The sequence below is a fragment of the Streptomyces deserti genome (assembly GCF_054782695.1).
On sequence record NZ_BAAGRZ010000004.1, the window covers coordinates 158,897 to 179,284 of the forward strand.

Consider the following 20,388-nt stretch of genomic DNA (forward strand, 5'->3'; position numbering starts at 1 on the left):
AGACCTCCATCGGTCTGAACGGCCCCGGCCTCGCACGCCGGACGGGCTGAGAGATGCCGGCCCTCGCCGACCTCAGCCGGTCGGCCAGGCCTCCGCCAGCATCTTCCTCGTGTCGGCCAGCAGCTGCGGCAGCACCTTCGTGTGGCCGACCACCGGCATGAAGTTCGTGTCGCCGCCCCAGCGGGGCACGATGTGCTGGTGGAGGTGGGCCGCGATGCCCGCGCCGGCCACCGAGCCCTGGTTCATGCCGATGTTGAAGCCGTGGGCGCCGGAGGCGGTGCGCAGGGCCGTCATCGCCTGCTTGGTGAGCTCGGCCAACTCGGCGGTCTCCCCCGCCGTGAGGTCCGTGTAGTCGGCGACGTGGCGGTAGGGCACGGTCATCAGGTGCCCGCCGTTGTACGGGTACAGGTTGAGCACCGCGTACACCTGCTCGCCGCGCCGGACGATCAGCCCGTCCTCGTCGGACTTGGCCGGGATGGAGCAGAAGGGGCAGCCGTCGTCGGCTCCGGGGCCGCTCGGCTTGCCCTCGCCCTGGATGTAGGCCATCCGGTGGGGCGTCCACAGGCGCTGGAACGCGTCCTGCGTCCCCACTCCCAGCTGCTGCTCCGGCTCACTCGTCATGCAGTGCAGCATATGGCGTCGAGCTGGGGGTACGGCAAAGGCCCCCGGGTCTCCCGGGGGCCCGTGCGCGGTCCGGACGGGTCCGGTTCCGCCGCGTGATCAGACCTGCGTCCGCTCCTCGACGACCTTCATGATCTTCGCGATGGCCTCGTCGAACGGGATGCCGTTCTCCTGGGAGCCGTCGCGGTAGCGGAAGGACACCGACCCGTGGGACATGTCCTCGTCGCCCGCGATGACCATGAAGGGCACCTTCTGCTTCTGGGCGTTGCGGATCTTCTTCTGCATGCGGTCCGAGGAGGAGTCGACCTCGACCCGCAGGCCCTTCTTCCTGGCCGCGGCCGCGAACTTCTCCAGGTACTCGACGTGCGCGTCACCGATCGGGATGCCGATCGCCTGGACCGGCGCGAGCCATGCCGGGAAGGCACCCGCGTAGTGCTCCAGCAGCACGGCGAAGAAACGCTCGATGGAACCGAACAGCGCGCGGTGGATCATGACCGGGCGCTGCTTGGAGCCGTCCGCGGCCGTGTATTCCAGGTCGAAGCGCTCCGGCAGGTTGAAGTCGAGCTGGATCGTCGACATCTGCCAGGTGCGGCCGATGGCGTCCTTGGTCTGGACGGAGATCTTCGGGCCGTAGAAGGCGGCGCCGCCCGGGTCCGGGACCAGCGGCAGGCCCTGCTTCTCGGCGACCTGGCGCAGCGTCTCGGTGGCCTCCTCCCAGGCCTCGTCGGTGCCGACGAACTTCTCCGGGTCCTTCGTGGACAGCTCCAGGTAGAAGTCGGTCAGGCCGTAGTCGCGCAGCAGGTCGAGGACGAAGGTGAGCAGCTTGTCGAGCTCCTCGGACATCTGCTCGCGCGTGCAGTAGATGTGCGCGTCGTCCTGGGTGAAGCCGCGGGCCCGGGTCAGGCCGTGCACGACGCCCGACTTCTCGTACCGGTACACGGTCCCGAACTCGAAGAGACGCAGCGGCAGTTCGCGGTACGAACGGCCGCGCGCGTCGAAGATCAGGTTGTGCATCGGGCAGTTCATGGGCTTGAGGTAGTAGTCCACGCCCTCGTCGAGCTGCATGGGCGGGTACATGCCGTCGGCGTACCAGTCCAGGTGGCCCGAGACCTCGAAGAGCTTCCCCTTCGTGGCGTGCGGGGTGTAGACGAACTCGTAGCCCGCCTCCTCGTGCCGCTTGCGCGAGTAGTCCTCCATGACCCGGCGGATGATGCCGCCCTTGGGGTGGAAGACGGCGAGGCCGGAGCCGATCTGCTCGGGGATGGAGAACAGGTCGAGCTCGGCGCCCAGCTTGCGGTGGTCGCGCTTCTCGGCCTCGGCGAGGAAGTCCAGGTACTGCCTCAGCTCGTCCTTGGACGGCCAGGCGGTGCCGTAGATGCGCTGCAGCATGGGGTTCTTCTCGCTGCCGCGCCAGTAGGCGCCCGCGTTGCGCATCAGCTTGAACGCCGGGATGTTCCGGGTGGAGGGCAGGTGGGGACCGCGGCAGAGGTCCTTCCAGCACAGCTCGCCGGTCTTGGCGTCGATGTTGTCGTAGATCGTCAGCTCGCCGGCGCCGACCTCGACGTCCGCGCCGTCCTCGCTGGAGGCGGAGCCCTTGAGGCCGATCAGCTCCAGCTTGTACGGCTCGTCCTTCAGCTCCTCGCGGGCGGCCTCGTCGGTCACCACGCGGCGGGCGAAGCGCTGGCCGCGCTTCTGGATCTCCTGCATCTTCTTCTCGATGGCCTTGAGATCCTCGGGCGTGAACGGCTTCTCGACGTCGAAGTCGTAGTAGAAGCCGTCCTTGACCGGCGGGCCGATGCCCAGCTTGGCCTCGGGGAAGAGCTCCTGCACGGCCTGCGCCATGACGTGCGCGGTGGAGTGGCGCAGGATGTTCAGGCCGTCCTCGGAGGAGATCTCGACGCCCTCGACCTCGTCCCCGTCGGCCAGCTCGTACGACAGGTCCTTGAGCTCGCCGCTCACGCGCGCGGCGATGATCGAGCGCTCGCCGGCGAAGAGCTCGGCGGCCGTAGTGCCCGTCGTCACCACGCGTTCTTCCCGCTCGGAATCGCGTTGGATGATCACACGGACGTCTGACACCGGTCTCTCCTGACTGAAGGTGGGGTCGCGGCGCCATACCGGAGCGCGCGCATGAGTATGGATCGTACCGACCCGGGACCACCCACCGCGAAATCAGTCCTCGCAGTCCGCCCCGCAGGCCTCCTCGAAGAAGGCCGCCATCTCGGAGTTCTCCTGGAGCGACTTCATCAGCCGGTCCCGCTCCGCGTCGTCGACCTGCACGGGTACGACCCCGTGGGCGCCGGTCAGCCGCCGGAAGCCGCCCCGGCTCTCCAGACGCCCGTGCACCCGCACCGGCAGCCCGACGAGGTGCGCGTGCCCGGCGATCCGGTACGCCTCCTCGTCCAGCGTGATCTTCACGTGCGGCACGTCGGCCCCGGCGAGCACCCGCAGCCGTACGGTGCCGTCGCCGCGCGGCCCCGACCTGCGCATCCGTACGACCGCGCCGGTGAGGTGCACCGGTACGGAGGGCTCCTCGCGCCGGTAGCGGGCGCCTGCCTCCCGCAGCACGGGCAGGTCGCCCGGCGAGAACTCGACGGGCTCGGCCGAGGCCGCGCAGCCCTCGGGGACACCGGCCGCCGGGGCCCACTCGACGGCGATCCCGGCGCCCTCGGTGCCCCGGACGAGGGCGAGGACCGCCTCGGTGAGATCGTGGCTGACGCCCGCCTCGACGGCACCGTCGAAGGCGTCCATGCCGCCGGTGGCCCGCTGGTAGTCGATGGCCTCGCGGGCGGCGTGCAGGGCCTGGTGGAGGCGCACGGCCAGGGGGCGATCGCTGGCGACGGGCACGAAGGCGGTGAGGCGACCGTCCTCGGCGGGACCCACGAGGACGTTCTCCAGGGCCGCGGCGGCGGCGCGGCGGTGCCGGGCTCCGTGGCAGCCGGCACGCGCGCGTGTGGCGAGCGCGCCGGCGAGCAGCATCCGGCGGGCCGCGGTGCGCAGCTGTTCCTCCACGGTCCAGGGCGCGGCGCCGCCCGGACCGGTCGGCACGTCCCGCCACCAGCGGATCTCGTCGCTGGGCACGGCCAGGGAGACCAGGACCTCGCGCGCGGAGGGGGTGCCGCTGCGGGACAGCGCGAGCAGGGCCTCGCCGAGCAGGTCGTCGCTGTCGGGGAAGGCCCGGCTCTCGGGCACCAGCAGGCTCATGCCGCCTCCGCCCGGCCCGGGCGGGGTCCAGCGGCCGTAGCGTCCGGGGGCGCCGCCGCGCCGCTGCCAGCCGTGCCGCCGCAGCAGGGCGCTGAGCACGGCCGGGTCGACCTCGGCGGGCTCGGGCGCCCGGCCGCTCCAGGCGGCGTCTACGGGGTGCGGCCGCACGGGCGGTACGGGCCGCACGGGCTCTTCGGTCGGGCGGTGCGTCACGGTTTCCCTCCCGTCCCGACCCGCGTCATGATCTCGCACAGCGCCCGGTCGTCGAAGATGCGTGAGGTGGGGATCCGCACGGTGGTGCGGCGCCGGCCCGTGATCGGGTGTCCGGCGAGGTTGGTCCAGTAGCAACAGTGCCTGAGGTCGAGCCGGTCGTGGCCGGCCCGCAGCCACTGGTCCTGTGACCGCGGGACGATCATCACCACCAGGATCTTGTGCACCGAGACGGGACTGCGGGCGAGCTTCGCCAGATGCTCGTTGTCGAGCGTGAAGGAGAAGCTGCGGCCCGGCGGGGCGGGCGGGACCTGGTAGGTCGCCTTGAGCTGCACCTTGACGGTGACCTCGTCGTCGACCGTGTGCCCGGGTGCGCTGTGGCTGACGTGCCAGTCGATGCCGTTGTCCGGGAAGGGCTGGGACAGCGAGCAGCCCGCTGCCGCCGCCACGGCGTGCAGATAGCCCACCTGAAGTGTCTCCATGCAGGCGGTGGTGGCGAGGGTGCCGCGTGTGGGGGCCGTGCGCTCGGGCAGCAGCCCGCCCCGTTCGGGCTGCGCTATGGCCATGGCGAACAGCCTTCCAGAACAAGTGAATCCCCGCTGTGGGCCGCTGAACTGCACGGACCCGTACTCCTGTTGTCTCCTTCCGGCGTACGGCGCAAACAGCCCGGGTATCACCGGATCGGGCAGCGGACGGTGCGTCAACTGCCGAAGGTGGACGAGGGGTTGTTGGGTATGACGTGCTGGTATGAGGGGCCGCTGGCCGCTTTCGACACGGAGACCACGGGCGTGGACGTCGAGACCGACCGGATCGTGTCGGCCGCCGTCGTCGTCCAGGACGCCCCGGGCATCCGGCCGCGGGTCAGCCGCTGGCTGGTGAACCCGGGGGTACCGGTGCCCGCCGCGGCGACGGAGGTGCACGGGCTGACGGAGGAACACCTGCAGCGCAACGGCCGCTGGCCGGCGCCGGTGATGTACGAGATAGCGGAGGCGCTGGCCGAGCAGGCCCACGTCGGCCGCCCGCTCGTGGTGATGAACGCGCCGTTCGATCTCACGCTGCTGGACCGGGAGTTGCGGCGGCACCGCGCCTCGTCGCTGAGCCGCTGGTTCGAGGCGACACCGCTGTGCGTGCTCGACCCGCGGGTCCTGGACAAGCACCTGGACCGCTACCGCAAGGGGCGCCGCACGCTCACCGATCTGTGCGCGCACTACGGCATCCCCCTGGAGGGCGCGCACGACGCGGCCGCCGACGCCGTGGCCGCGCTGGAGGTCACCCGGGCGGTGGGCCGCCGGTTCGCGTCCCGGCTGGAGCGCCTCTCCCCCGGCGAGCTGCACACCCTGCAGGCGGTGTGGCACGCGGCACAGGCCCGGGGCCTGCAGGCGTGGTTCGCCCGCAGCGGCTCGGAGGAGGAGGTCGATCCCGCCTGGCCGCTGCGCCCGGGCCTGCCGGCGGCGGCCGCGTGAGCACACGGGAGCTCAGGGAGACCGCAAAAAGCCGGTCCGTCTGGGACGGACCGGCATTTCCGGTGGGCGATACTGGGATCGAACCAGTGACCTCTTCGGTGTGAACGAAGCGCTCTCCCGCTGAGCTAATCGCCCGGGAACGCACTGAACAATACAGGTCCCGGCACGCTTCCTTCAAACCGCTTGCAGGTGGCCGGCCAGGCCGCGCTGCCCCGCCCGCATCATCAGCGTGTGATTGAGGCGGAGGAGCGGCCGCGCGGGCACGGCCAGCCGCCGCAGCAGCGGTGTGCGGACGTCGACCTCCTGGTCGTAGCGGGCGAGGGTGCCGGAGCCCTGCGCGCTGATCGTCCAGCGCGCCCAGCCGTCGAGGTCCCCGGACAGCGTGACCTCGAGGACCCCCGCTGCCGGGTCCCGGCGTCCCTCTCGCACGGTCGCGACCAGGTCGTACGGGAGGAGGGACCGGAACTGGACGACCCCGCTGGTGTCGTCGAGCCGGGTGACCTCGCGTACCTGCGGCCACCAGCGGGGGTAGTCCTCGGCCCGTACCAGCGCCTCGTACACGGCCGGGACAGGGGCGGGCAGCACCCACAGACTGCGGAATCGGTAGTGGTTCCAGTCCATGGGCGCAGTGTGCCCGCCCCCGCGCCCGCGTCACGTGCGGCTACGGCATCCGGTCACCCAGCAGCGCCAGGTTCTCGATGGCGGCGAGGCCGTAGAGCGAGGTGTCGTTGGTGGACACCCAGGGCGCTTCGCTGCCCGGCACCAGCGTGAGCGGGCCGCTCAGTTTCTCGGTCTTCCAGGGAGCCGACTCCTTGTAGCCGTCGGAGTTGTAGAACTTGTCCCACGCCCGCTTGGCGAGCTTCTCGTCGCCGGTCTGGACGGCGGCGTACGCGTCCAGGCGCGAGTGGCCCTGGAAGAGGATCAGGGAGCCGAAGTTGCTGCCGTAGCGGGCCGCCTGTTCGGCCTTGGTGGCGTTGAAGTAGCGGCAGTAGTCGAGGTACGCCTCCTTGAACTTCGGCATGTCGACGAGGTCGATGAGCTCGGCGCACAGCTCGTTGAGACCGAAGACGGCCGACAGGTGCGAGACGTTGACCGCGGGCTTGTCGGCGATGGCGAACCGGCCGGTGTCGAGGTCGTACAACCCGTTCCCCTGCACGAAGCCGTTGGGCTGGGCGGCGATGGTCTCCATCGTGGACAGCACGCGCGCGCGTGCCTTCTCCCACTTGGGTCCCTTGCGCTCCCACTCCGTCAGCCACGCCGACACCAGGCCGCTCCAGTCCGTGCCGAAGCCGATCGACAGGGCGTGCCGGTCGGGTGTGTAGGGCTCGGTGCGGATCTTGCGGATCGGGTCGAGGACGAGGAACGTCTCGTCGGAGTCGACGTTGGCGTGCATGAGGTCGCCGACGCGTTCGTCGGCGGTGAGGAAGTAGTAGTACCGCCGGTACGTGGTGTTGGCGATGCGCTGCTGCTTGGCGCTGTCGGCCCAGTGCTGCACACCGTGCCGGGTGCCGAGGCCCGCCCACTCGCCGAGGTGGTAGACGTCGACCTCGCCGGTGTGCCGGGTCATCGCCTCGGCGAAGCGGAAGATGTCGGCGCGGCCGGAGCGCAGATACGCGTACCAGAGCCACAGGTCCGGCGAGAGTTCGGAGTTGTCCCAGGCGTAGCCGCCGACGTCGTAGCGCCACTGGTGCCGGACCGTGTCGTACGTGTGCATGATGTCGCCGTAGTCCCAGAAGCCGTACCACCGGCGCATCTCCACCTGGTCCTTGTAGTAGGTGAAGAGGAAGTCGAGGTGGTCCTCGATCCTGGCCTTGGCCGGGGTGGAGCGGTCGGGCTCGGAGAAGAGGCCCGGGCCGAACACCTTGGCCTTGATGAGCTGCTTGGGCGGGGTGGCGAGCTGCGGCAGTACGCGGACGGCCTCGACCTGTTCGGCGAGCCTGTCGGCGCTCGGGGTCGACTCGTTGGCCCAGAACATCAGCTCCGACGTGCGGGCGATGCCGTACGGGGTGCCGAACTTGGGCTCGTAGTCCTCGTAGGTGATGTTGAGGCCCTCGAGCTGCTCGGGGAAGGTGTCCTGGCCCATGCCGTCGTGGTAGAAGCGCAGGTCCATGGGCTGTGCCTCGGGAGACCAGAGCCAGAGGGTGACCTCGGCCTCGGCGGTGTGGGCGTTGCGGATGTCGAGCTGGGCCGGGAACTTCTCCCAGAAGTCCCGCAGCCCGAAGGAGAACCCGCCGCTGACGCCACCGACGTAGCCGAAGCCGGAGGCGCGCCGGCCGCCGCCCGCGGTGATCCAGCCGTACCCCTTCTTGGTGCGCTTGCGCAGCGTGAAGCCGTCGGCGGACAGCTGGGAGAGGGTGTAGTCGCCCCACTCGGGGATGTACTGGAGCCGGGTGGTGACCCGCTGGTCCCAGGTGGCCGGGTCGGGCAGCTTCTTGCCCTCGTACTGCGCCGCCTGCACGGCCGCGCCCGGGTCGCGGCGCAGCCCGGTGATGCCCTTGACGGCCTCGCGCAGCAGTCCGGTGCCCTCGCCGCCGATGCGGATGTGGCGGTCGTACGACTCGTCCCGCATCGGCACGGTGAAGCGGACGCCGATGCCGCGGATGAAGTCGCCGCTGGCCTTGCCCGGCTCCTGGGTGCCGTCATAGGTGATGGTGTGCACCATGCGGAAGGAGTCGGCGCCCGCGAAGAAGTACAGGCGGATGGAGAACGGCAGCCAGCTCCGATTCCCCTTGCGGTGCTTGCCGTCGATGCGGACGACCGCCCGGACCGGGCCCTCCTGCTCGACCTCGACCTTGGAGATGGCGCCGTCGAAGCGCTCGGTCTTCACCGTGGTCTGATCACCGTCCTCGAACTCCGGCTGGCGCAGCAGCACGAGCCGGCCGTTCTTGGCGATCTCCGTCGAGCCCCGGGTGACCGACTTGATGATCGTGGCGCCGGACTTGCCTATCTTCGCGGTGATGACACCGGTCGAGACGTCGATGGTGCCGCCGCTGGAGTCGACGGTGACCTTCTTCTCGGGCGCGGCGGGGGTCCCGGTGGTCAGGGTCAGCTTGCCGTTACCCGAACTGACCGCGTGCGCGGTCCACTTGAGGGAGCCGTCCGGCCAGTAGGCGAGCGGCCACGACTGCACCGGTACGGCCTTGCCGTCCGCGTCCGTCAGCGCGAACGTCTGGCCCTCTTGGTGGACGCCCCTCGGCCAGGGGACGCCGACGGTGGAGCCGGGCGCGGCGCCGAGGCCGCCGTCCTCCAGCCAGTCGAGGGTCACCGGATCGGCGTCGGCGGGCTCGGCTCTGGGCGCCGCCTCGGCGTCCTGCGCCCCTAGCGCCCAGCTGAACTGGGCGGCGGCTCCGGCGACGGCGGCCGCCTTGAGGAGGGACCTGCGGGGGATGGGAGACATGAGAGATCCACCTTTCCTTTCCGTGCGGGGTGCAAGGGGGTGGTCAAGGGCATGACAGAGAGTGCGGCGCCGAGGGCGCCGACCTTGTTACGCAGGGCGCCGTCCGTCAGCGGTGCCGGTACCGCTCCTCCACGGCGACGGCCGCCGCCACTACCGCCCCGAGGACGGGGACCGCGAGCGGCGCGATGAACCAGCCGGACAGGGCCACGACGGCCAGTCCGGCGACGAGCAGGAAGGACCCGGCCGGGTCGAGGACCGTACGGCGAGCGGCCTCGGCGAGCAGCACGCGCCAGCGGGCGTCCGGCGTCCAGGCCGCCGCCGCGCGCAGCCCGGCCACGGCGAGGCCGATCAGCGCGAACAGGCCGACGGCCCCGACGAGCGGCCCGCCGGGGATCCCGGCCCGCGCGGCCTGGACGTCCACCCAGATCGCGGCCAGCGCGGCCCACCCGGCGAGGCCGGCGACCCACCCGCCCCGCACGGCCGTACGGAAGTCCGCGACGAACTCCCGCCAGCCGCCGCCCTCGTGGCCGATGCGGCGGCGCAGGTGCCGGGCTCCGGCGGCGAAGGCGGCCGGGTAGGTGACCACGCCCAGTGAGGCCACCGCGATCCACACACCGGTGAGCAGGCACTCGGCGAAGAGGCCGAACCTCTCGCCGAGGACGGACTCCCGGCGCGGGGCGCGGGCCTTGACGCGTGCTTCGGCCATCTCGTGTCAGCCCTTCAGACCGGACGTCGCCATGCCGTCGATCAGGTACCGCTGGAAGGCGAGGAAGAACAGCAGCACCGGCAGCAACGCGATCAGCGACATGGCGATCAGCCCGCCGTAGTTGGCGGCGACGCCGTCGGAGTCGCGGAACATCATCATGCCGAGGGAGACGGTGTACTTGCCGGGCTCGTTGAGGTAGATCAGCGGGCCCATGAAGTCGTTCCAGGCGTTGATGAAGGTGAAGATCGCGCTGGTGATCAGCGCGGGCCGGCACAGCGGCAGCACGATCGACCAGTAGATCCTGAAGTGCCCGCAGCCGTCGATCCGCGCGGCCTCGTCCAGCTCCTTCGGCAGGTTCCGCATGAACTGCACCATGAGGAAGACGAAGAACGCCTCCGTGGCCAGATATTTGCCGAGCAGCAGCGGAACGTAGGTGTTGATGAGCTCCATCTTCTGGAACATCACGTACTGCGGGATGAGCAGCACGTGGTACGGCAGCAGCAGGGTGCCGATCATCAGGGAGAACATCAGGTTCCGACCGGCGAACTTCACCTTCGCGAAGGCGTACGCCGTCAGCGAGCAGGAGATCAGGATGCCGGCGACCGAACCGAGCGAGTAGATCAGGGAGTTCTGGAAGAACGTCCAGATCGAGATGTCGGCGATGCCGTCGGCGAGCCCCTTGAAGTTGTCGAGGATGGGGTCCGCCGGGAACAGCTGGAGGCTGTTGATGATGTCCTTGCTCGGCTTGAACGAGGCGCCGATGACCCAGATGACGGGATAGAGGATGACCGCCAGGATCAGCAGGGCCCCGAGGTGCCAGACGAGCGAGCCGGTGCGCTTGCGGCCCATGCCGTGCGGCTTGTTGGCGGTGGGGGTGGACGGAGGCACCCCCCGATCGAGCGAAGCCGAGAGATTGGTGGAACTCATCGGGCGTCCTCCTCGTAGTGCACCCACTTCTTCTGCGACCAGAAGAGGACGGCCGTGACCAGGGCGACGGCGAGCAGCAGCATCCAGGCCATCGCGGAGGCGAAGCCCATCTGCGCGTTCTTGAAGCCCTGCTGGTACAGGTAGCAGGTGTAGACGAGCGTGGCGTCGGCCGGGCCGCAGTACGTGTTGGAGACGACGTACGCCGAGCCGAAGATCTGGAACGAGTGGATGGTCTCCAGCAGGACGTTGAAGAACAGCACCGGGGAGATCATCGGGAGCGTGATGCTCCAGAACCTGCGGAAGGGGCCGGCGCCGTCCATCTCGGCCGCCTCGTACAGCTCCCTCGGCACCTGCTTCAGGCCGGCCAGGAAGATGACCATGGGCGCGCCGAACTGCCAGACGGTCAGCGCGACCAGGCAGTACAGGATCCAGTCGGGGTCGCCGACCCAGCCGCCGGTGTGGACACCGAAGAGCGACATCGTGCGGTCCACGATGGCGTTGTCGGAGAAGATCGAGCGCCAGACGAAGGCGACGGAGACGCTCGCGCCGATGAGCGAGGGGGCGTAGAACGCGGCCCGGTAGAAAGCCTGTCCGCGCCGGCTCTGCGCGAGCAGCAGGGCGACCCCGAGGGCGAGCAGCAGCTTCAGCGGGGTGCCGATGACGACGTACTTCGCCGTCACCTCCACCGACTTCTGCCACCGCGGATCGTCGAACATCCTGGTGAAGTTGTCGAAGCCGATCCAGTTCGGTGTGCTGAAGAGGTTGTAGTCGGTGAAGGCGAAGTACAGGGAGGCCGCCATCGGGCCCGCGGTCAGGAGCAGGAAGCCCGCGATCCACGGGGACATGAAGAGGTAGCCGATCAGGTTCTCCCGGCGCCCCCGCCGCTTGACGGCGGCGGGGGCGGGCGAGCCTGCCTTGCGGGTGTCGAGCGGAGACTCCTTGACGAGCGTCACAGTGGTTCCCATCAGGCTTGGAAAGCGGCCTCGGACTCGTCGAAGAACTGCTTCACCGCGTCGGCGACCTTCATCTTGCCCAGGCTCATGTCACCGGCGATGCGCAGGAAGGCGGCCTCGACGGTGTCGGCGCCGGACGGGTGCGGAGTGATCGTGCCGAGCACGCCCGCCTTGGCGGTGTCCTCTTCGTACTTGGCGATCTCCTTCTCGACCTCGCTGGTCGGCTTGAAGGCCTCGTACTGCTCGGTGCTGGCGAGGATGCCGCGGTCGTAGCCCATGATCTTGCCGACCTCGGGGTCGTGGACCATGAAGTTGATGAACTGGGCGACCTCCTTGGGGTGCTGGGTGCGCGCGGAGGCGCTCAGCATCAGGGAGGCGAGGTACTGGCCGGTGTTCTTGCCGTCCGTGGTGGGGATCGGCGCGAGGCCGTACTCGCTGTCGCCCTCCGCCGTGTAGCGGACGGTGAAGTTGTCCCAGGTGAATTCCGACGCGCCGTGCTTCGCCGTGACCGAGGACTTGGGCCGGTCCTGCGCGACGACCTTCGGATCGGTGACGATGCCGGCCTTGACGCGGTTGTAGCCGTCCTGCCACCACTCCGTCAGGTCGGCCTTGTCGAAGCCGAGTCCGTCCTCGGTGAAGAACGCCTTGCCGTTCTGACGGAGGTACAGGTCGTACAGGTACATGATGCTGAAGTAGCCCGTGTCACCGGGGATCTTGGTCTTGTCGTAGATGGTCTTCAGGGCCTTGAAGTAGTCGTCCCAGGTCCAGCCCGCCTGCGGCTGGATACCCGCCTGCTCGAAGACCTTCTTGTCGATGACCAGCGCCATGGTGTTGGAACCCACGGGAATGCCGAGCTGCTTGCCGTCGACCTCACCGACCGAGGTGACACCCTCCCGGAAGTTGTCCAGGCTCAGATTCCCCGCGTCTATCTGCGACTTGAGGTCGAGAAGGATGCCTCTCTTGTCGTACTTCCGAAGAAATCCGACGGCGTTCTGGAAAACGTCCGGCGGATTCCCGCCCGCGGCCTGCGTCTGGAACTTCTCCCAGAATGCGACGTAGTCCTGGAAGTCCGTCTTCACCTTGATCTTCGGGAACTTCTTCTCGAAGAGCTTGATGGATTCGTTGATCCTCTTCGCCCGCTCGTCGGCACCCCACCACGAGTAACGGATCGTCACCGTCCCGTCGGCGGAGGTGCCTCCGTCGCCCCCACAGCCGGTCGTCGCGGCGAGCCCGAGCGTGGCCGCCGAGGCCCCCGCCACCTTCAGGATCGTGCGCCTCTCCACATTGCCGGTTCCCACAGTCGGGCCCCTCCCCGCAGCATCGTCGCCGCTCATGAATCGTTTCAAGTAAGCGCTTGCTGGCACAAGTTACGGAGGGCCTGAGAGTGCGTCAATGATTCGGACAGGAATTTCTTGCGGGAGGTCCCGGGGTGGTGATCGACCGGAGCGAGCGGTGCGGTCGGGCGGGTGGGGCGATGTCGCAGGTGAGGGGGCTGTGCTCGGCTGGTCGAACGGAGGATGGCCTACTGGGTGCGGTTGTCGGCCGGCCGAAAGTCGTCGAGGGCGGGCCGACGGACAGGCGGCTGGCGGCTGGCGGCTGGCGGCTGGCGGCTGGCGGCTGGCGGCTGGCGGCTGGCGGGGGCCTCGTATCACGTACGGCGCACGACGAGGCGGGAACGGTACGGCGCACGCCGTAGGCGGGAACAGCACGTCCGCAGGTGCGCACGGTACGGCGTTCCGCCCGCGGCCGGTCGAGGTGGAGTCGCACCTGCCCCGACCGGGGACGGCGAGGCCGCCATGCGGGGATACGGTCAGGCGACATGGGGCACACATGACGGCGGCCCACCTGCTCTCTCGCAGGTGGGCCGCCGGATCCGGGTGGGCGATACTGGGTTCGAACCAGTGACCTCTTCGGTGTGAACGAAGCGCTCTCCCACTGAGCTAATCGCCCGGACGCAGGAAGAACATTACCCCATGTCAGGGGGTGCCTGTGACCGAGACCGGCAGCACCGCCCGGACACCCGCACCCCCGTGATGATCACTGGTCCTCGATCTTCCAAGGCATGACGATGCCGAACTTCCACAGGTAGATCCCGACGAGAACACCCACGATCACCAGGCCGACCGACGTCAGGATGATGTTGCGGCGCCGCACCTTCGGGTCGAGGGCGCGTTGCGCCGCCTCGGTGACCTTGCGCTTGGTCCAGCGCAGTACCAGCTGCGCCCAGACGAACTCGGTCGCCCAGATGGCCATGCCACCGAAGATCACGACCCAGCCCGGTCCGGGCAGCGGCAGCATGATGACGCCGATCACCACGACCGCGAGGCCGATGACGAAGATGCCGACCTGCCAGCTCAGATGCAGCACCCGGCGCGCCTTGACGAATTCCGGCGCCCGCGAGCCGAGCCCTCGCTCGCTGTGCACCCCGTCAGTCTCCGTCTCATCCGCCGCCACGACCACCTCGCCCGGCCTGTTACTCCCCGTATTCATACGGCCAAACACTACCGGAGCGAAACCTGTCACCGGAATGGCGGCACGCCGCGAACGATCTCTCGGCCGGAAGAGTTACGTAAAGGCACGCAAAACACTCAGAGGGGTTTACAACGGCACCGTAGGTGGCATGTCGATTTCGCCGACGTGCGAATCCCCGAGCGCACACTGAGCGAAAGGCCCTGGCGCTTATGAACACCACGGTCAGCTGCGAGCTGCACCTGCGCCTCGTTGTGTCGAGCGAGTCCTCCCTGCCTGTTCCCGCAGGCCTGCGGTACGACACGGCCGACCCCTACGCCGTGCACGCCACCTTCCACACCGGAGCCGAGGAGACCGTCGAGTGGGTGTTCGCCCGCGACCTCCTCGCCGAGGGACTTCACCGCCCCACGGGCACCGGCGACGTCCGCGTCTGGCCGTCGCGCAGCCATGGTCAGGGCGTCGTCTGCATCGCCCTGAGCTCCCCGGAGGGCGAGGCCTTGCTCGAGGCCCCCGCGCGGGCCCTGGAGTCCTTCCTGAAGCGGACCGACGTCGCCGTGCCGCCCGGCACGGAACACCGGCATTTCGATCTCGATCAGGAGCTCTCGCACATCCTGGCGGAAAGCTAGGTCGCAGCTCCTCACGAAGCCGCCCGGCGCCGTCGACTCGGGGTGACGGCTCGGGCCCAGTACAACCGCATACGGTACGAACCGGCGCTGTCCCGCTCCGCGGGGTGGCGCCGGTTCGCTGCGGGGGGCCTCCCCCAAGCCCTCGGCTTCGCTCGAGCAGGGGGACCCTCATCGCACAAGGGCTACGACCTACCTGGACCACGGCCACCGCCCCGGCCACGCCGGGAACCCAGGCATGCCCCGACGCGTTGAATTCGAAGCCGTGTGCGGGCGAAGGCGGTGGGATGCTTGTCGGAGCCATTACCATCGGCCAGCATCGGCGGGCGTCCGCCCGACCCCCAGGCCAGGGAGCGAAACGTGCTGATCACCCACGACACCCGGTGCGCCCTCGACACCGTGGTGGATCTGGTGAACACCGCACCGGAGGACGACACGACACCGGACGGACTGCCGGACGTCGCGGCTCTCGAGGATTTCGTACGAAAGCACGAGATCAGCGATGTCGGGGTGCTCTCCGAGTTCGACCTCTCGGCGGTGCGCAAGGTCCGCGGCCGGTTCGCCGCGGTCTTCGCGGCCCCGGACGCCCGGACCGCCGCCGCACTGATCAACGAGCTGGTCGCCGCCGCGGGCACGACTCCCCGGCTCACGGACCACGACGGCTACGACTGGCACGTGCACTACTTCGCCCCCGGCGCCTCCGTCGCCGATCACCTGGCCGCCGACTGCGGGATGGCGCTGGCCTTCTTCGTGGTCGCCGGAGAGCAGGAGCGGCTGCGGCGCTGTGAGGCCCCCGACTGCCGGCACGCCTTCGTCGATCTCTCCCGCAACCGCTCGCGGCGCTACTGCGACAGCCGCACCTGCGGAAACCGCCTGCACGTCGCCGCTTACCGGGCGCGCCGCAAGGAGGCGGCGGGCTGACCTCCCTCCTCCGCGGGAGCTGACCGGCCGGGCGGGACACCGATGCCGACGCGGCCCCGGCGGGTGACGCCGGGGACCGCGGGTACGGCTCACAGCAACAGCAGATCGTGCAACGCAGCCATGAGCAGCAGACACCCGATCACCGCAAGGAAGATCATCAGCGGTGGCTGGGAAAGGGCGAAGAGGCAGCCGCGCGGCTCGTCCTGCGGCGGCGCGGCGTCGCTCTGTCTCGTGTCCAGCATCTCGCGGGCGATGATGGCCCATGCGGGAGATGTGACGCGATCTCCACCCCCGGAAAGAACGGGAGTGCGCCGGATTCCGTGAGGTCCAGGTCAGGTTGTGATCACTTCCGGACGCCCGTGGACCCACTGTGTCGTTTCAACCCGGCATGCGCCCGTCATATGCCGTGCTTCTTGAGGATGGCCTCGATGTCGCTGAAGTCCTCGTCGCCGCGAGGTGCGGACGTGGGCTTGGCCGCCGGGCGGGAGCCCGGCCCCAGGGAGGGTGCCGAGGCCGCCGGAGCCACCGCCTCACCCTGGGCCGCCGCCCGGGCCGCCTTGCGCTCCTTGCGGGTGCCGCCGCGGCGGCGCTCCACGACCCGTGTGGTCGCGAACAGCGCCCAGGACAGGCCGAGCACGCCGAAGCCCGCCCAGGCCGTCGGGCTGAACGCGGTGTCGGCCAGCCATTCGACGACGCCGGTCATCACCAGGCCGAGCGGCACGAGGGAGTAGGCGGCGATGCGGGCCGCCGTGAGGAAGCGCCTGCGGTACGCCGTCACCGCCGCGATGCCCAGGCCGGCCGCGGACACGGCGGAGCAGACGGTCTCGGCAATCATCCGGTCCTCCAGCAGGGCTGAATCGGGCGGCGGGCAGTTCGTCCCTTCCATCCTGCACCTTGCGAGCCCCGCAGGACCATGCCCGGCCCGGACATCAGGGACATCTCCGGGTCGGCTCCTCCGTAGGTGCCGGTGGGGTCTACGACCGTCGCCGCCATGACCTGCGAGGTCCGATTGGGTCGCCGGGGGCGGGACTGGGAAACTGGGGGCATGAGCGACTCCTCCCCCGCCCGACCCGCCGCCCCCGTCCTCGACGTCTGGTGCGAGCTCCAGTGCCCCGACTGCCGCAGCGCCCTGGACGACCTGCGTACCCTGCGGGCCCGTTACGGCGACCGCCTGGAGGTGCGGCTGCGGCACTTCCCGCTGGACAAGCACCAGCACGCCTTCGCCGCCGCCCAGGCCGCCGAGGAGGCGTGGGCGCAGGGACGGGGTTGGCCGTACGTCGAGGCGGTGCTGGAGCGGGTCGAGGAGCTGGGCCGTGAGGGAGAACCCTTCCTGGTCGAGGTCGCGCGGGAACTCGGCCTGGACGCCGAGGAGTTCGACACCGCGCTGATCGACGGCCGGCACATCCTGATCGTGGACGCCGACCAGGCCGAGGGCAAGGCCATCGGCGTGACCGGCACCCCGACGTACGTCATCGGCGGCGAGCGCCTGGACGGCGGCAAGAGCCAGGAGGGGCTGCGCGAGCGCATCGAGGAGATCGCCGACCGGCTGCTGGCCGAACAGCAGGCCTGACCCGCGCCCGGCAGCCTGCGCCGGGCGGAGCGCGTCCCCACCCAACGTCCAGCCCGTAGCTAGAGCAGCGGCTTGTACAGGGCGTACTGCGTCGTCTCGTAGCCGAGTGACGCGTAGAGCCGCTCGGCCGGGGTGTTGCCCGCGAAGACGTTGAGGCCGATGATCCGCTTGGCCGCGGCGATCGCCTGTGCCTCGGCCAGCAGCATGAGCGAGCGCCCGTGCCCCTTGCCGCGGTGGGCGGCGTCCGTCTCGACGTCGAAGACGAAGGCGCGGTTCCGGCGCAGCGCCAGCCAGAGCGCGCCCACCGGTGTCCCCTCGTGTTCGAGGACGCTGAAGATCATGCCGTGCGTGGTACGGCCGTCGGGCAGCAGCGTGGCGTGGTCCTTGTCCGACTTGGCCCGGGCCTCGGCCTCCGGGACGCCGCGCTCGATCCAGTCCCGGGCGTAGTCCTCCTTGCCCTTCACCAGCCAGGGCCCGAACTCGGCCTCCGTCATGGGCCGTGCCCGGCTGCGGCCCGGCAGGACGGGCGGGGTGCCGCCGAGCGCCTTCTCCATGTTGCGGTTGCGGACGACGTATCCGAGCGCCGTGGCGAGACGGAAGGCCGCCTCGGCATCGGCGGGGACCGTCGCCTCGACGCGCCGGCAGCCCCAGCCGCGCGCCACCTCCTCGGCGGCGAGCGCGGCCACGGTGCCCCGGCCGCGCCGACGGTCCGGTTCCTCGATACGGAGGTCCAGGATGCGGGCGACGGCGTCACCGAAGACGGGATGGGTGCCGAGGTGTATCGCACCGACGGGACGGCTGTTCACGCACACCTGGTAGCGGCGCGAACGCGTCCCGTCGGCGTTCTCCTGAAGCGGCTCGGCCGGCCGCAGGGTCGTGGTCATCACGGGTGTTCTACCCGCTGCCGCGCGCCCGGTCAGCCGAATATCCCGGGCCTTTACGGATCGAGGTCGTCCCCGGACCGCTCGGCGAAGACCCGCATGGCCTTGGCGGTCACCGGCCCCGGCGCGCCCGGCAGCTCGCGCCCGTCGACGCGGTGCACGGCCTGCACGTCCCGCAGGGTGGACGTCAGGAAGACCTCCTCCGCCCGCTCCAGGACGTCCAGCGGCAGCTCGGTCTCCTTGGCGCCGGTCCACTCGATGGTCAACGCGCGCGTGATGCCCGCGAGGCAGCCGGAGGTGAGCGGCGGGGTGTGGATCTCGCCGTCCAGGACGACGAAGACGTTCGACCCGGTCCCCTCGCAGAGTTGGCCGACGGTGTTGCCGAACAGCGCCTCGGACGCGCCCTGTTGGTGGGCGCGGGCGAGGGCGACGACGTTCTCGGCGTACGAGGTCGTCTTCAGGCCGGTGAGCGCGCCGCGCTCGTTGCGGGTCCAGGGGACCGTGATGACGGCCGTGGAGTCGGGGCGGCGGGTGGTCTCGCCGAGGGCGACCACCAGGGTCGGGCCGTGCTCGCCGCGGTCGGAGCCGAGCGGGCCGTGTCCTCCGGTGTAGGTGATGCGCAGCCGGCCGAGCGGCATCGGGTTGGCCTCGAGGACGGCGGCGCAGGCCCGGCGCACCTCGTCGAGGTCGGGGTCGGGCAGGCCGAGGCCGCGCGCCGAGCGGGTCAGCCGGTCGAGGTGCCGGGTGAGTGCGAACGGACGGCCGTCCACCGCCTTCACCGTCTCGAAGATGCCGTCGCCCACGGTCAGTCCGTGGTCGAAGACGGAGACGCGGGCGGACTCGATGTCCTGCAGCCCGCCGTCGAGCCAGATCTTCACCTCAGGGTCCCTTCACTCACCTCGTACGCTCCCGACGCTACCGCGAGCAGCCGGGACGCCTTCAGTTCGGTCTCGTGCCACTCACCCTCGGGGTCGGAGCCCCAGGTGATGCCCGCGCCGGTACCGAACCGCAGCACGCCCGCCTCCCGGTCGATCCAGAAGGTACGGATGCCGACGGCCAGCTCCCCGACTCCCCGGTCGGCGTCGACCCAGCCGATGCCGCCGCAGTACGGGCCGCGAGGCGCCGTCTCCAGCGCGTCGATGATCCGCAGGGCGCTCGACTTGGGCGCGCCGGTGACCGAGCCGGGCGGGAAGGCGGCGGCCAGCAGCTCGGGCCAGCCGGCGTCCGGGCGCAGCTCGCCGCGGACGGTGGAGACGAGGTGGACCAGCCCGGGATGCTTCTCGACCACGCACAGCTCGGGCACCGTCACGCTGCCGGTGACGCACACCCGCCCGATGTCGTTGCGGACCAGGTCCACGATCATCACGTTCTCGGCGTAATCCTTCTCCAGCAGATCCGCCTCGGTGCGTCCGGTGCCCTTGATGGGCCCGGACTCCACCATCCGCCCGTCCCGGCGCAGGAACAGCTCGGGCGAGGCGGTGGCGATCTCCACTCCGTGCCCGGGCAGGCGGATCGTTCCTGCATACGGCGCCGGGTTGCCGCGCGCCAGCAGCGCGGTGAGGGCGTCCACGTCGACGTCGGGCGCGACGGGCGCCGACAGCACACGGCAGAGGTTCGCCTGGTAGACCTCACCGGCCGCGATGTGCTCGCGTATCCGCCGCACGGCGGCCGTGTACGCGGCGCGGTCGAGCGAGGACGTCCAGTCACCGGCGGTCGGTCCCCGCCAGGCGCCCGGCACGGGAGCGGGTACGCCCTCCTCCCGTACGTCCCGGAAGCGGGCGCAGGTCAGACGGCCCTCGAAGTCCGCGCAGACGGCCCAGAAACCGCTGGAGTCCAAGGCCGCGGGATCGTCGGTGACGTCGAGGAGCCCGCTGGCGACGCGGTCGCCGAAGCGGGCGAGAGGTGGGAGGTCGAGCACACCGTCGAGTCTATGGCGGGCGTCCTGCGGGTGACCTGGCCATGTCCCTTCGGGGTCCTCGGCACGCCCCTGAGCAGGCACAGCGCAGCACGCTGCACAAACGCGTTTTTGTGCTGGCCCCGGAATCCGCTAGAGTTCAACACGTCGCCGGGCCGCGCGAGCGGAACGAAACGACAAGCGGACGTAGCTCAGTTGGTAGAGCGCAACCTTGCCAAGGTTGAGGTCGCGAGTTCGAGCCTCGTCGTCCGCTCGAAGGAACAGGGGATCTTCCCGGTCCCCTACACTCCTGGTGGAGTGGCCGAGAGGCGAGGCAACGGCCTGCAAAGCCGTCTACACGGGTTCAAATCCCGTCTCCACCTCCAAGGACGATTAGCTCAGCGGGAGAGCGCTTCCCTGACACGGAAGAGGTCACTGGTTCAATCCCAGTATCGTCCACTGGATCTTCGGATCCCTCGCGCGATTAGCTCAGCGGGAGAGCGCTTCCCTGACACGGAAGAGGTCACTGGTTCAATCCCAGTATCGCGCACG

General features: G+C 70.0%; 20 protein-coding genes and 6 tRNA genes. 8 read left to right on the forward strand and 18 right to left on the reverse strand.

The genetic code is table 11. The features are described from left to right. Positions 1 to 72 precede the first annotated feature (72 nt). The 4 genes from ACYVMZ_RS10905 to ACYVMZ_RS10920 form a co-directional block, all read right to left on the reverse strand. Positions 73 to 633, reverse strand: coding sequence for an HIT family protein (locus ACYVMZ_RS10905; protein ID WP_461078120.1), 561 nt, complete (start codon positions 631 to 633; stop codon positions 73 to 75). 87 nt (positions 634 to 720) lie between these two features. Then, positions 721 to 2,697, reverse strand: a complete 1,977-nt coding sequence (gene thrS, locus ACYVMZ_RS10910) for a threonine--tRNA ligase (protein ID WP_461078122.1) — start codon at positions 2,695 to 2,697, stop codon at positions 721 to 723. Between the two features lie 93 nt (positions 2,698 to 2,790). Further along, the gene (locus ACYVMZ_RS10915) at positions 2,791 to 4,035 is read right to left on the reverse strand and encodes a hypothetical protein (protein WP_461078124.1); all 1,245 of its coding nucleotides are present in this window, start codon (positions 4,033 to 4,035) and stop codon (positions 2,791 to 2,793) included. Further along, positions 4,032 to 4,598 (reverse strand): DUF4365 domain-containing protein, encoded by a 567-nt coding sequence (locus tag ACYVMZ_RS10920; protein ID WP_461078126.1) that lies wholly within the window; start codon positions 4,596 to 4,598, stop codon positions 4,032 to 4,034. Before ACYVMZ_RS10920 ends, ACYVMZ_RS10915 begins: the two co-directional genes overlap by 4 nt. A gap of 168 nt (positions 4,599 to 4,766) precedes the next feature. Here ACYVMZ_RS10920 and ACYVMZ_RS10925 point away from each other — a divergent pair, with 168 nt between their 5' ends. Next, positions 4,767 to 5,495 carry an exonuclease domain-containing protein gene (locus ACYVMZ_RS10925; protein WP_461078128.1) on the forward strand — a complete coding sequence of 243 codons (729 nt, stop codon included), beginning with the start codon at positions 4,767 to 4,769 and terminating at the stop codon, positions 5,493 to 5,495. Positions 5,496 to 5,558: 63 nt separating this feature from the next. Here ACYVMZ_RS10925 and ACYVMZ_RS10930 read toward each other — a convergent pair. The 9 genes from ACYVMZ_RS10930 to ACYVMZ_RS10970 form a co-directional block, all read right to left on the reverse strand. After that, positions 5,559 to 5,630: transfer RNA gene (locus tag ACYVMZ_RS10930), tRNA-Val, on the reverse strand. A 39-nt stretch (positions 5,631 to 5,669) separates the two neighbouring features. Further along, a complete protein-coding gene (locus tag ACYVMZ_RS10935; RefSeq protein WP_461078130.1) occupies positions 5,670 to 6,116 on the reverse strand; it encodes an SRPBCC family protein in 447 nt (148 codons plus the stop codon). A 40-nt stretch (positions 6,117 to 6,156) separates the two neighbouring features. Beyond that, positions 6,157 to 8,892, reverse strand: a complete 2,736-nt coding sequence (locus ACYVMZ_RS10940; protein ID WP_461078132.1) for an exo-rhamnogalacturonan lyase family protein — start codon at positions 8,890 to 8,892, stop codon at positions 6,157 to 6,159. Between the two features lie 106 nt (positions 8,893 to 8,998). Next, positions 8,999 to 9,598, reverse strand: a complete 600-nt coding sequence (locus ACYVMZ_RS10945; protein ID WP_461078134.1) for a hypothetical protein — start codon at positions 9,596 to 9,598, stop codon at positions 8,999 to 9,001. Between the two features lie 6 nt (positions 9,599 to 9,604). Further along, positions 9,605 to 10,525, reverse strand: a complete 921-nt coding sequence (locus tag ACYVMZ_RS10950) for a carbohydrate ABC transporter permease (RefSeq protein WP_461078136.1) — start codon at positions 10,523 to 10,525, stop codon at positions 9,605 to 9,607. After that, entirely contained in the window at positions 10,522 to 11,490 is a 969-nt protein-coding gene (locus tag ACYVMZ_RS10955; RefSeq protein ID WP_461078138.1) for a carbohydrate ABC transporter permease, read from the reverse strand. The genes ACYVMZ_RS10950 and ACYVMZ_RS10955 overlap by 4 nt, the downstream gene beginning before the upstream one ends. Beyond that, on the reverse strand, positions 11,490 to 12,776 hold the full coding sequence (locus ACYVMZ_RS10960) for an ABC transporter substrate-binding protein (RefSeq protein ID WP_461078140.1): 1,287 nt from the start codon (positions 12,774 to 12,776) through the stop codon (positions 11,490 to 11,492). Before ACYVMZ_RS10960 ends, ACYVMZ_RS10955 begins: the two co-directional genes overlap by 1 nt. Before the next feature lie 580 nt (positions 12,777 to 13,356). Continuing rightward, positions 13,357 to 13,428, reverse strand: a tRNA-Val gene (locus tag ACYVMZ_RS10965). Between the two features lie 87 nt (positions 13,429 to 13,515). Beyond that, a complete protein-coding gene (locus ACYVMZ_RS10970; RefSeq protein ID WP_461078142.1) occupies positions 13,516 to 13,968 on the reverse strand; it encodes a TIGR02611 family protein in 453 nt (150 codons plus the stop codon). A gap of 191 nt (positions 13,969 to 14,159) precedes the next feature. Between ACYVMZ_RS10970 and ACYVMZ_RS10975 the strand changes: the two genes are divergently transcribed. Beyond that, positions 14,160 to 14,573 carry an SsgA family sporulation/cell division regulator gene (locus ACYVMZ_RS10975; protein ID WP_055594618.1) on the forward strand — a complete coding sequence of 138 codons (414 nt, stop codon included), beginning with the start codon at positions 14,160 to 14,162 and terminating at the stop codon, positions 14,571 to 14,573. A 357-nt stretch (positions 14,574 to 14,930) separates the two neighbouring features. Beyond that, the gene (locus tag ACYVMZ_RS10980) at positions 14,931 to 15,491 is read left to right on the forward strand and encodes a CGNR zinc finger domain-containing protein (RefSeq protein WP_461078144.1); all 561 of its coding nucleotides are present in this window, start codon (positions 14,931 to 14,933) and stop codon (positions 15,489 to 15,491) included. Between the two features lie 89 nt (positions 15,492 to 15,580). Here ACYVMZ_RS10980 and ACYVMZ_RS10985 read toward each other — a convergent pair whose 3' ends face one another. Continuing rightward, positions 15,581 to 15,733, reverse strand: a complete 153-nt coding sequence (locus ACYVMZ_RS10985; RefSeq protein WP_461078146.1) for a hypothetical protein — start codon at positions 15,731 to 15,733, stop codon at positions 15,581 to 15,583. A 155-nt stretch (positions 15,734 to 15,888) separates the two neighbouring features. After that, positions 15,889 to 16,326, reverse strand: coding sequence for a hypothetical protein (locus tag ACYVMZ_RS10990; protein ID WP_461078526.1), 438 nt, complete (start codon positions 16,324 to 16,326; stop codon positions 15,889 to 15,891). Positions 16,327 to 16,536: 210 nt separating this feature from the next. Between ACYVMZ_RS10990 and ACYVMZ_RS10995 the strand changes: the two genes are divergently transcribed. Further along, positions 16,537 to 17,061 (forward strand): DsbA family protein, encoded by a 525-nt coding sequence (locus ACYVMZ_RS10995; RefSeq protein WP_461078148.1) that lies wholly within the window; start codon positions 16,537 to 16,539, stop codon positions 17,059 to 17,061. A gap of 59 nt (positions 17,062 to 17,120) precedes the next feature. Here ACYVMZ_RS10995 and ACYVMZ_RS11000 read toward each other — a convergent pair whose 3' ends face one another. From ACYVMZ_RS11000 to ACYVMZ_RS11010, 3 genes are read right to left on the reverse strand one after another with little or no spacing between them, the layout of a single operon-like run. Next, on the reverse strand, positions 17,121 to 17,945 hold the full coding sequence (locus ACYVMZ_RS11000; RefSeq protein ID WP_461078150.1) for a GNAT family N-acetyltransferase: 825 nt from the start codon (positions 17,943 to 17,945) through the stop codon (positions 17,121 to 17,123). A 53-nt stretch (positions 17,946 to 17,998) separates the two neighbouring features. Then, complete coding sequence (locus ACYVMZ_RS11005; protein WP_461078152.1) at positions 17,999 to 18,820, reverse strand: aminotransferase class IV; 822 nt, start codon at positions 18,818 to 18,820, stop codon at positions 17,999 to 18,001. Continuing rightward, positions 18,817 to 19,860 (reverse strand): chorismate-binding protein, encoded by a 1,044-nt coding sequence (locus ACYVMZ_RS11010; RefSeq protein WP_461078154.1) that lies wholly within the window; start codon positions 19,858 to 19,860, stop codon positions 18,817 to 18,819. Before ACYVMZ_RS11010 ends, ACYVMZ_RS11005 begins: the two co-directional genes overlap by 4 nt. Before the next feature lie 177 nt (positions 19,861 to 20,037). Here ACYVMZ_RS11010 and ACYVMZ_RS11015 point away from each other — a divergent pair. The 4 genes from ACYVMZ_RS11015 (at position 20,038) to ACYVMZ_RS11030 (ending at position 20,386) form a co-directional block, all read left to right on the forward strand. Continuing rightward, positions 20,038 to 20,110: transfer RNA gene (locus tag ACYVMZ_RS11015), tRNA-Gly, on the forward strand. A 38-nt stretch (positions 20,111 to 20,148) separates the two neighbouring features. Beyond that, positions 20,149 to 20,222, forward strand: a tRNA-Cys gene (locus ACYVMZ_RS11020). Between the two features lies 1 nt (position 20,223). Beyond that, positions 20,224 to 20,295 (forward strand) — tRNA-Val (locus ACYVMZ_RS11025). Positions 20,296 to 20,314: 19 nt separating this feature from the next. Then, positions 20,315 to 20,386: transfer RNA gene (locus tag ACYVMZ_RS11030), tRNA-Val, on the forward strand. Positions 20,387 to 20,388: the final 2 nt, after the last annotated feature.

Coding starts and splice junctions, on each gene's coding strand:
- ACYVMZ_RS10995 (WP_461078148.1), top strand. CDS start 16,537: ATGAGCGACTCCTCCCCCGCCCGACCCGCCGCCCCCGTCCTCGACGTC.
- ACYVMZ_RS10945 (WP_461078134.1), bottom strand. CDS start 9,598: ATGGCCGAAGCACGCGTCAAGGCCCGCGCCCCGCGCCGGGAGTCCGTC.
- ACYVMZ_RS11000 (WP_461078150.1), bottom strand. CDS start 17,945: ATGACCACGACCCTGCGGCCGGCCGAGCCGCTTCAGGAGAACGCCGAC.
- ACYVMZ_RS10935 (WP_461078130.1), bottom strand. CDS start 6,116: ATGGACTGGAACCACTACCGATTCCGCAGTCTGTGGGTGCTGCCCGCC.
- ACYVMZ_RS10985 (WP_461078146.1), bottom strand. CDS start 15,733: ATGCTGGACACGAGACAGAGCGACGCCGCGCCGCCGCAGGACGAGCCG.
- ACYVMZ_RS10950 (WP_461078136.1), bottom strand. CDS start 10,525: ATGAGTTCCACCAATCTCTCGGCTTCGCTCGATCGGGGGGTGCCTCCG.
- ACYVMZ_RS10905 (WP_461078120.1), bottom strand. CDS start 633: ATGCTGCACTGCATGACGAGTGAGCCGGAGCAGCAGCTGGGAGTGGGG.
- ACYVMZ_RS10975 (WP_055594618.1), top strand. CDS start 14,160: ATGAACACCACGGTCAGCTGCGAGCTGCACCTGCGCCTCGTTGTGTCG.
- ACYVMZ_RS10990 (WP_461078526.1), bottom strand. CDS start 16,326: ATGATTGCCGAGACCGTCTGCTCCGCCGTGTCCGCGGCCGGCCTGGGC.
- ACYVMZ_RS10970 (WP_461078142.1), bottom strand. CDS start 13,968: ATGAATACGGGGAGTAACAGGCCGGGCGAGGTGGTCGTGGCGGCGGAT.
- ACYVMZ_RS10940 (WP_461078132.1), bottom strand. CDS start 8,892: ATGTCTCCCATCCCCCGCAGGTCCCTCCTCAAGGCGGCCGCCGTCGCC.
- ACYVMZ_RS10925 (WP_461078128.1), top strand. CDS start 4,767: ATGACGTGCTGGTATGAGGGGCCGCTGGCCGCTTTCGACACGGAGACC.
- ACYVMZ_RS10955 (WP_461078138.1), bottom strand. CDS start 11,490: ATGGGAACCACTGTGACGCTCGTCAAGGAGTCTCCGCTCGACACCCGC.
- ACYVMZ_RS10920 (WP_461078126.1), bottom strand. CDS start 4,598: ATGGCCATAGCGCAGCCCGAACGGGGCGGGCTGCTGCCCGAGCGCACG.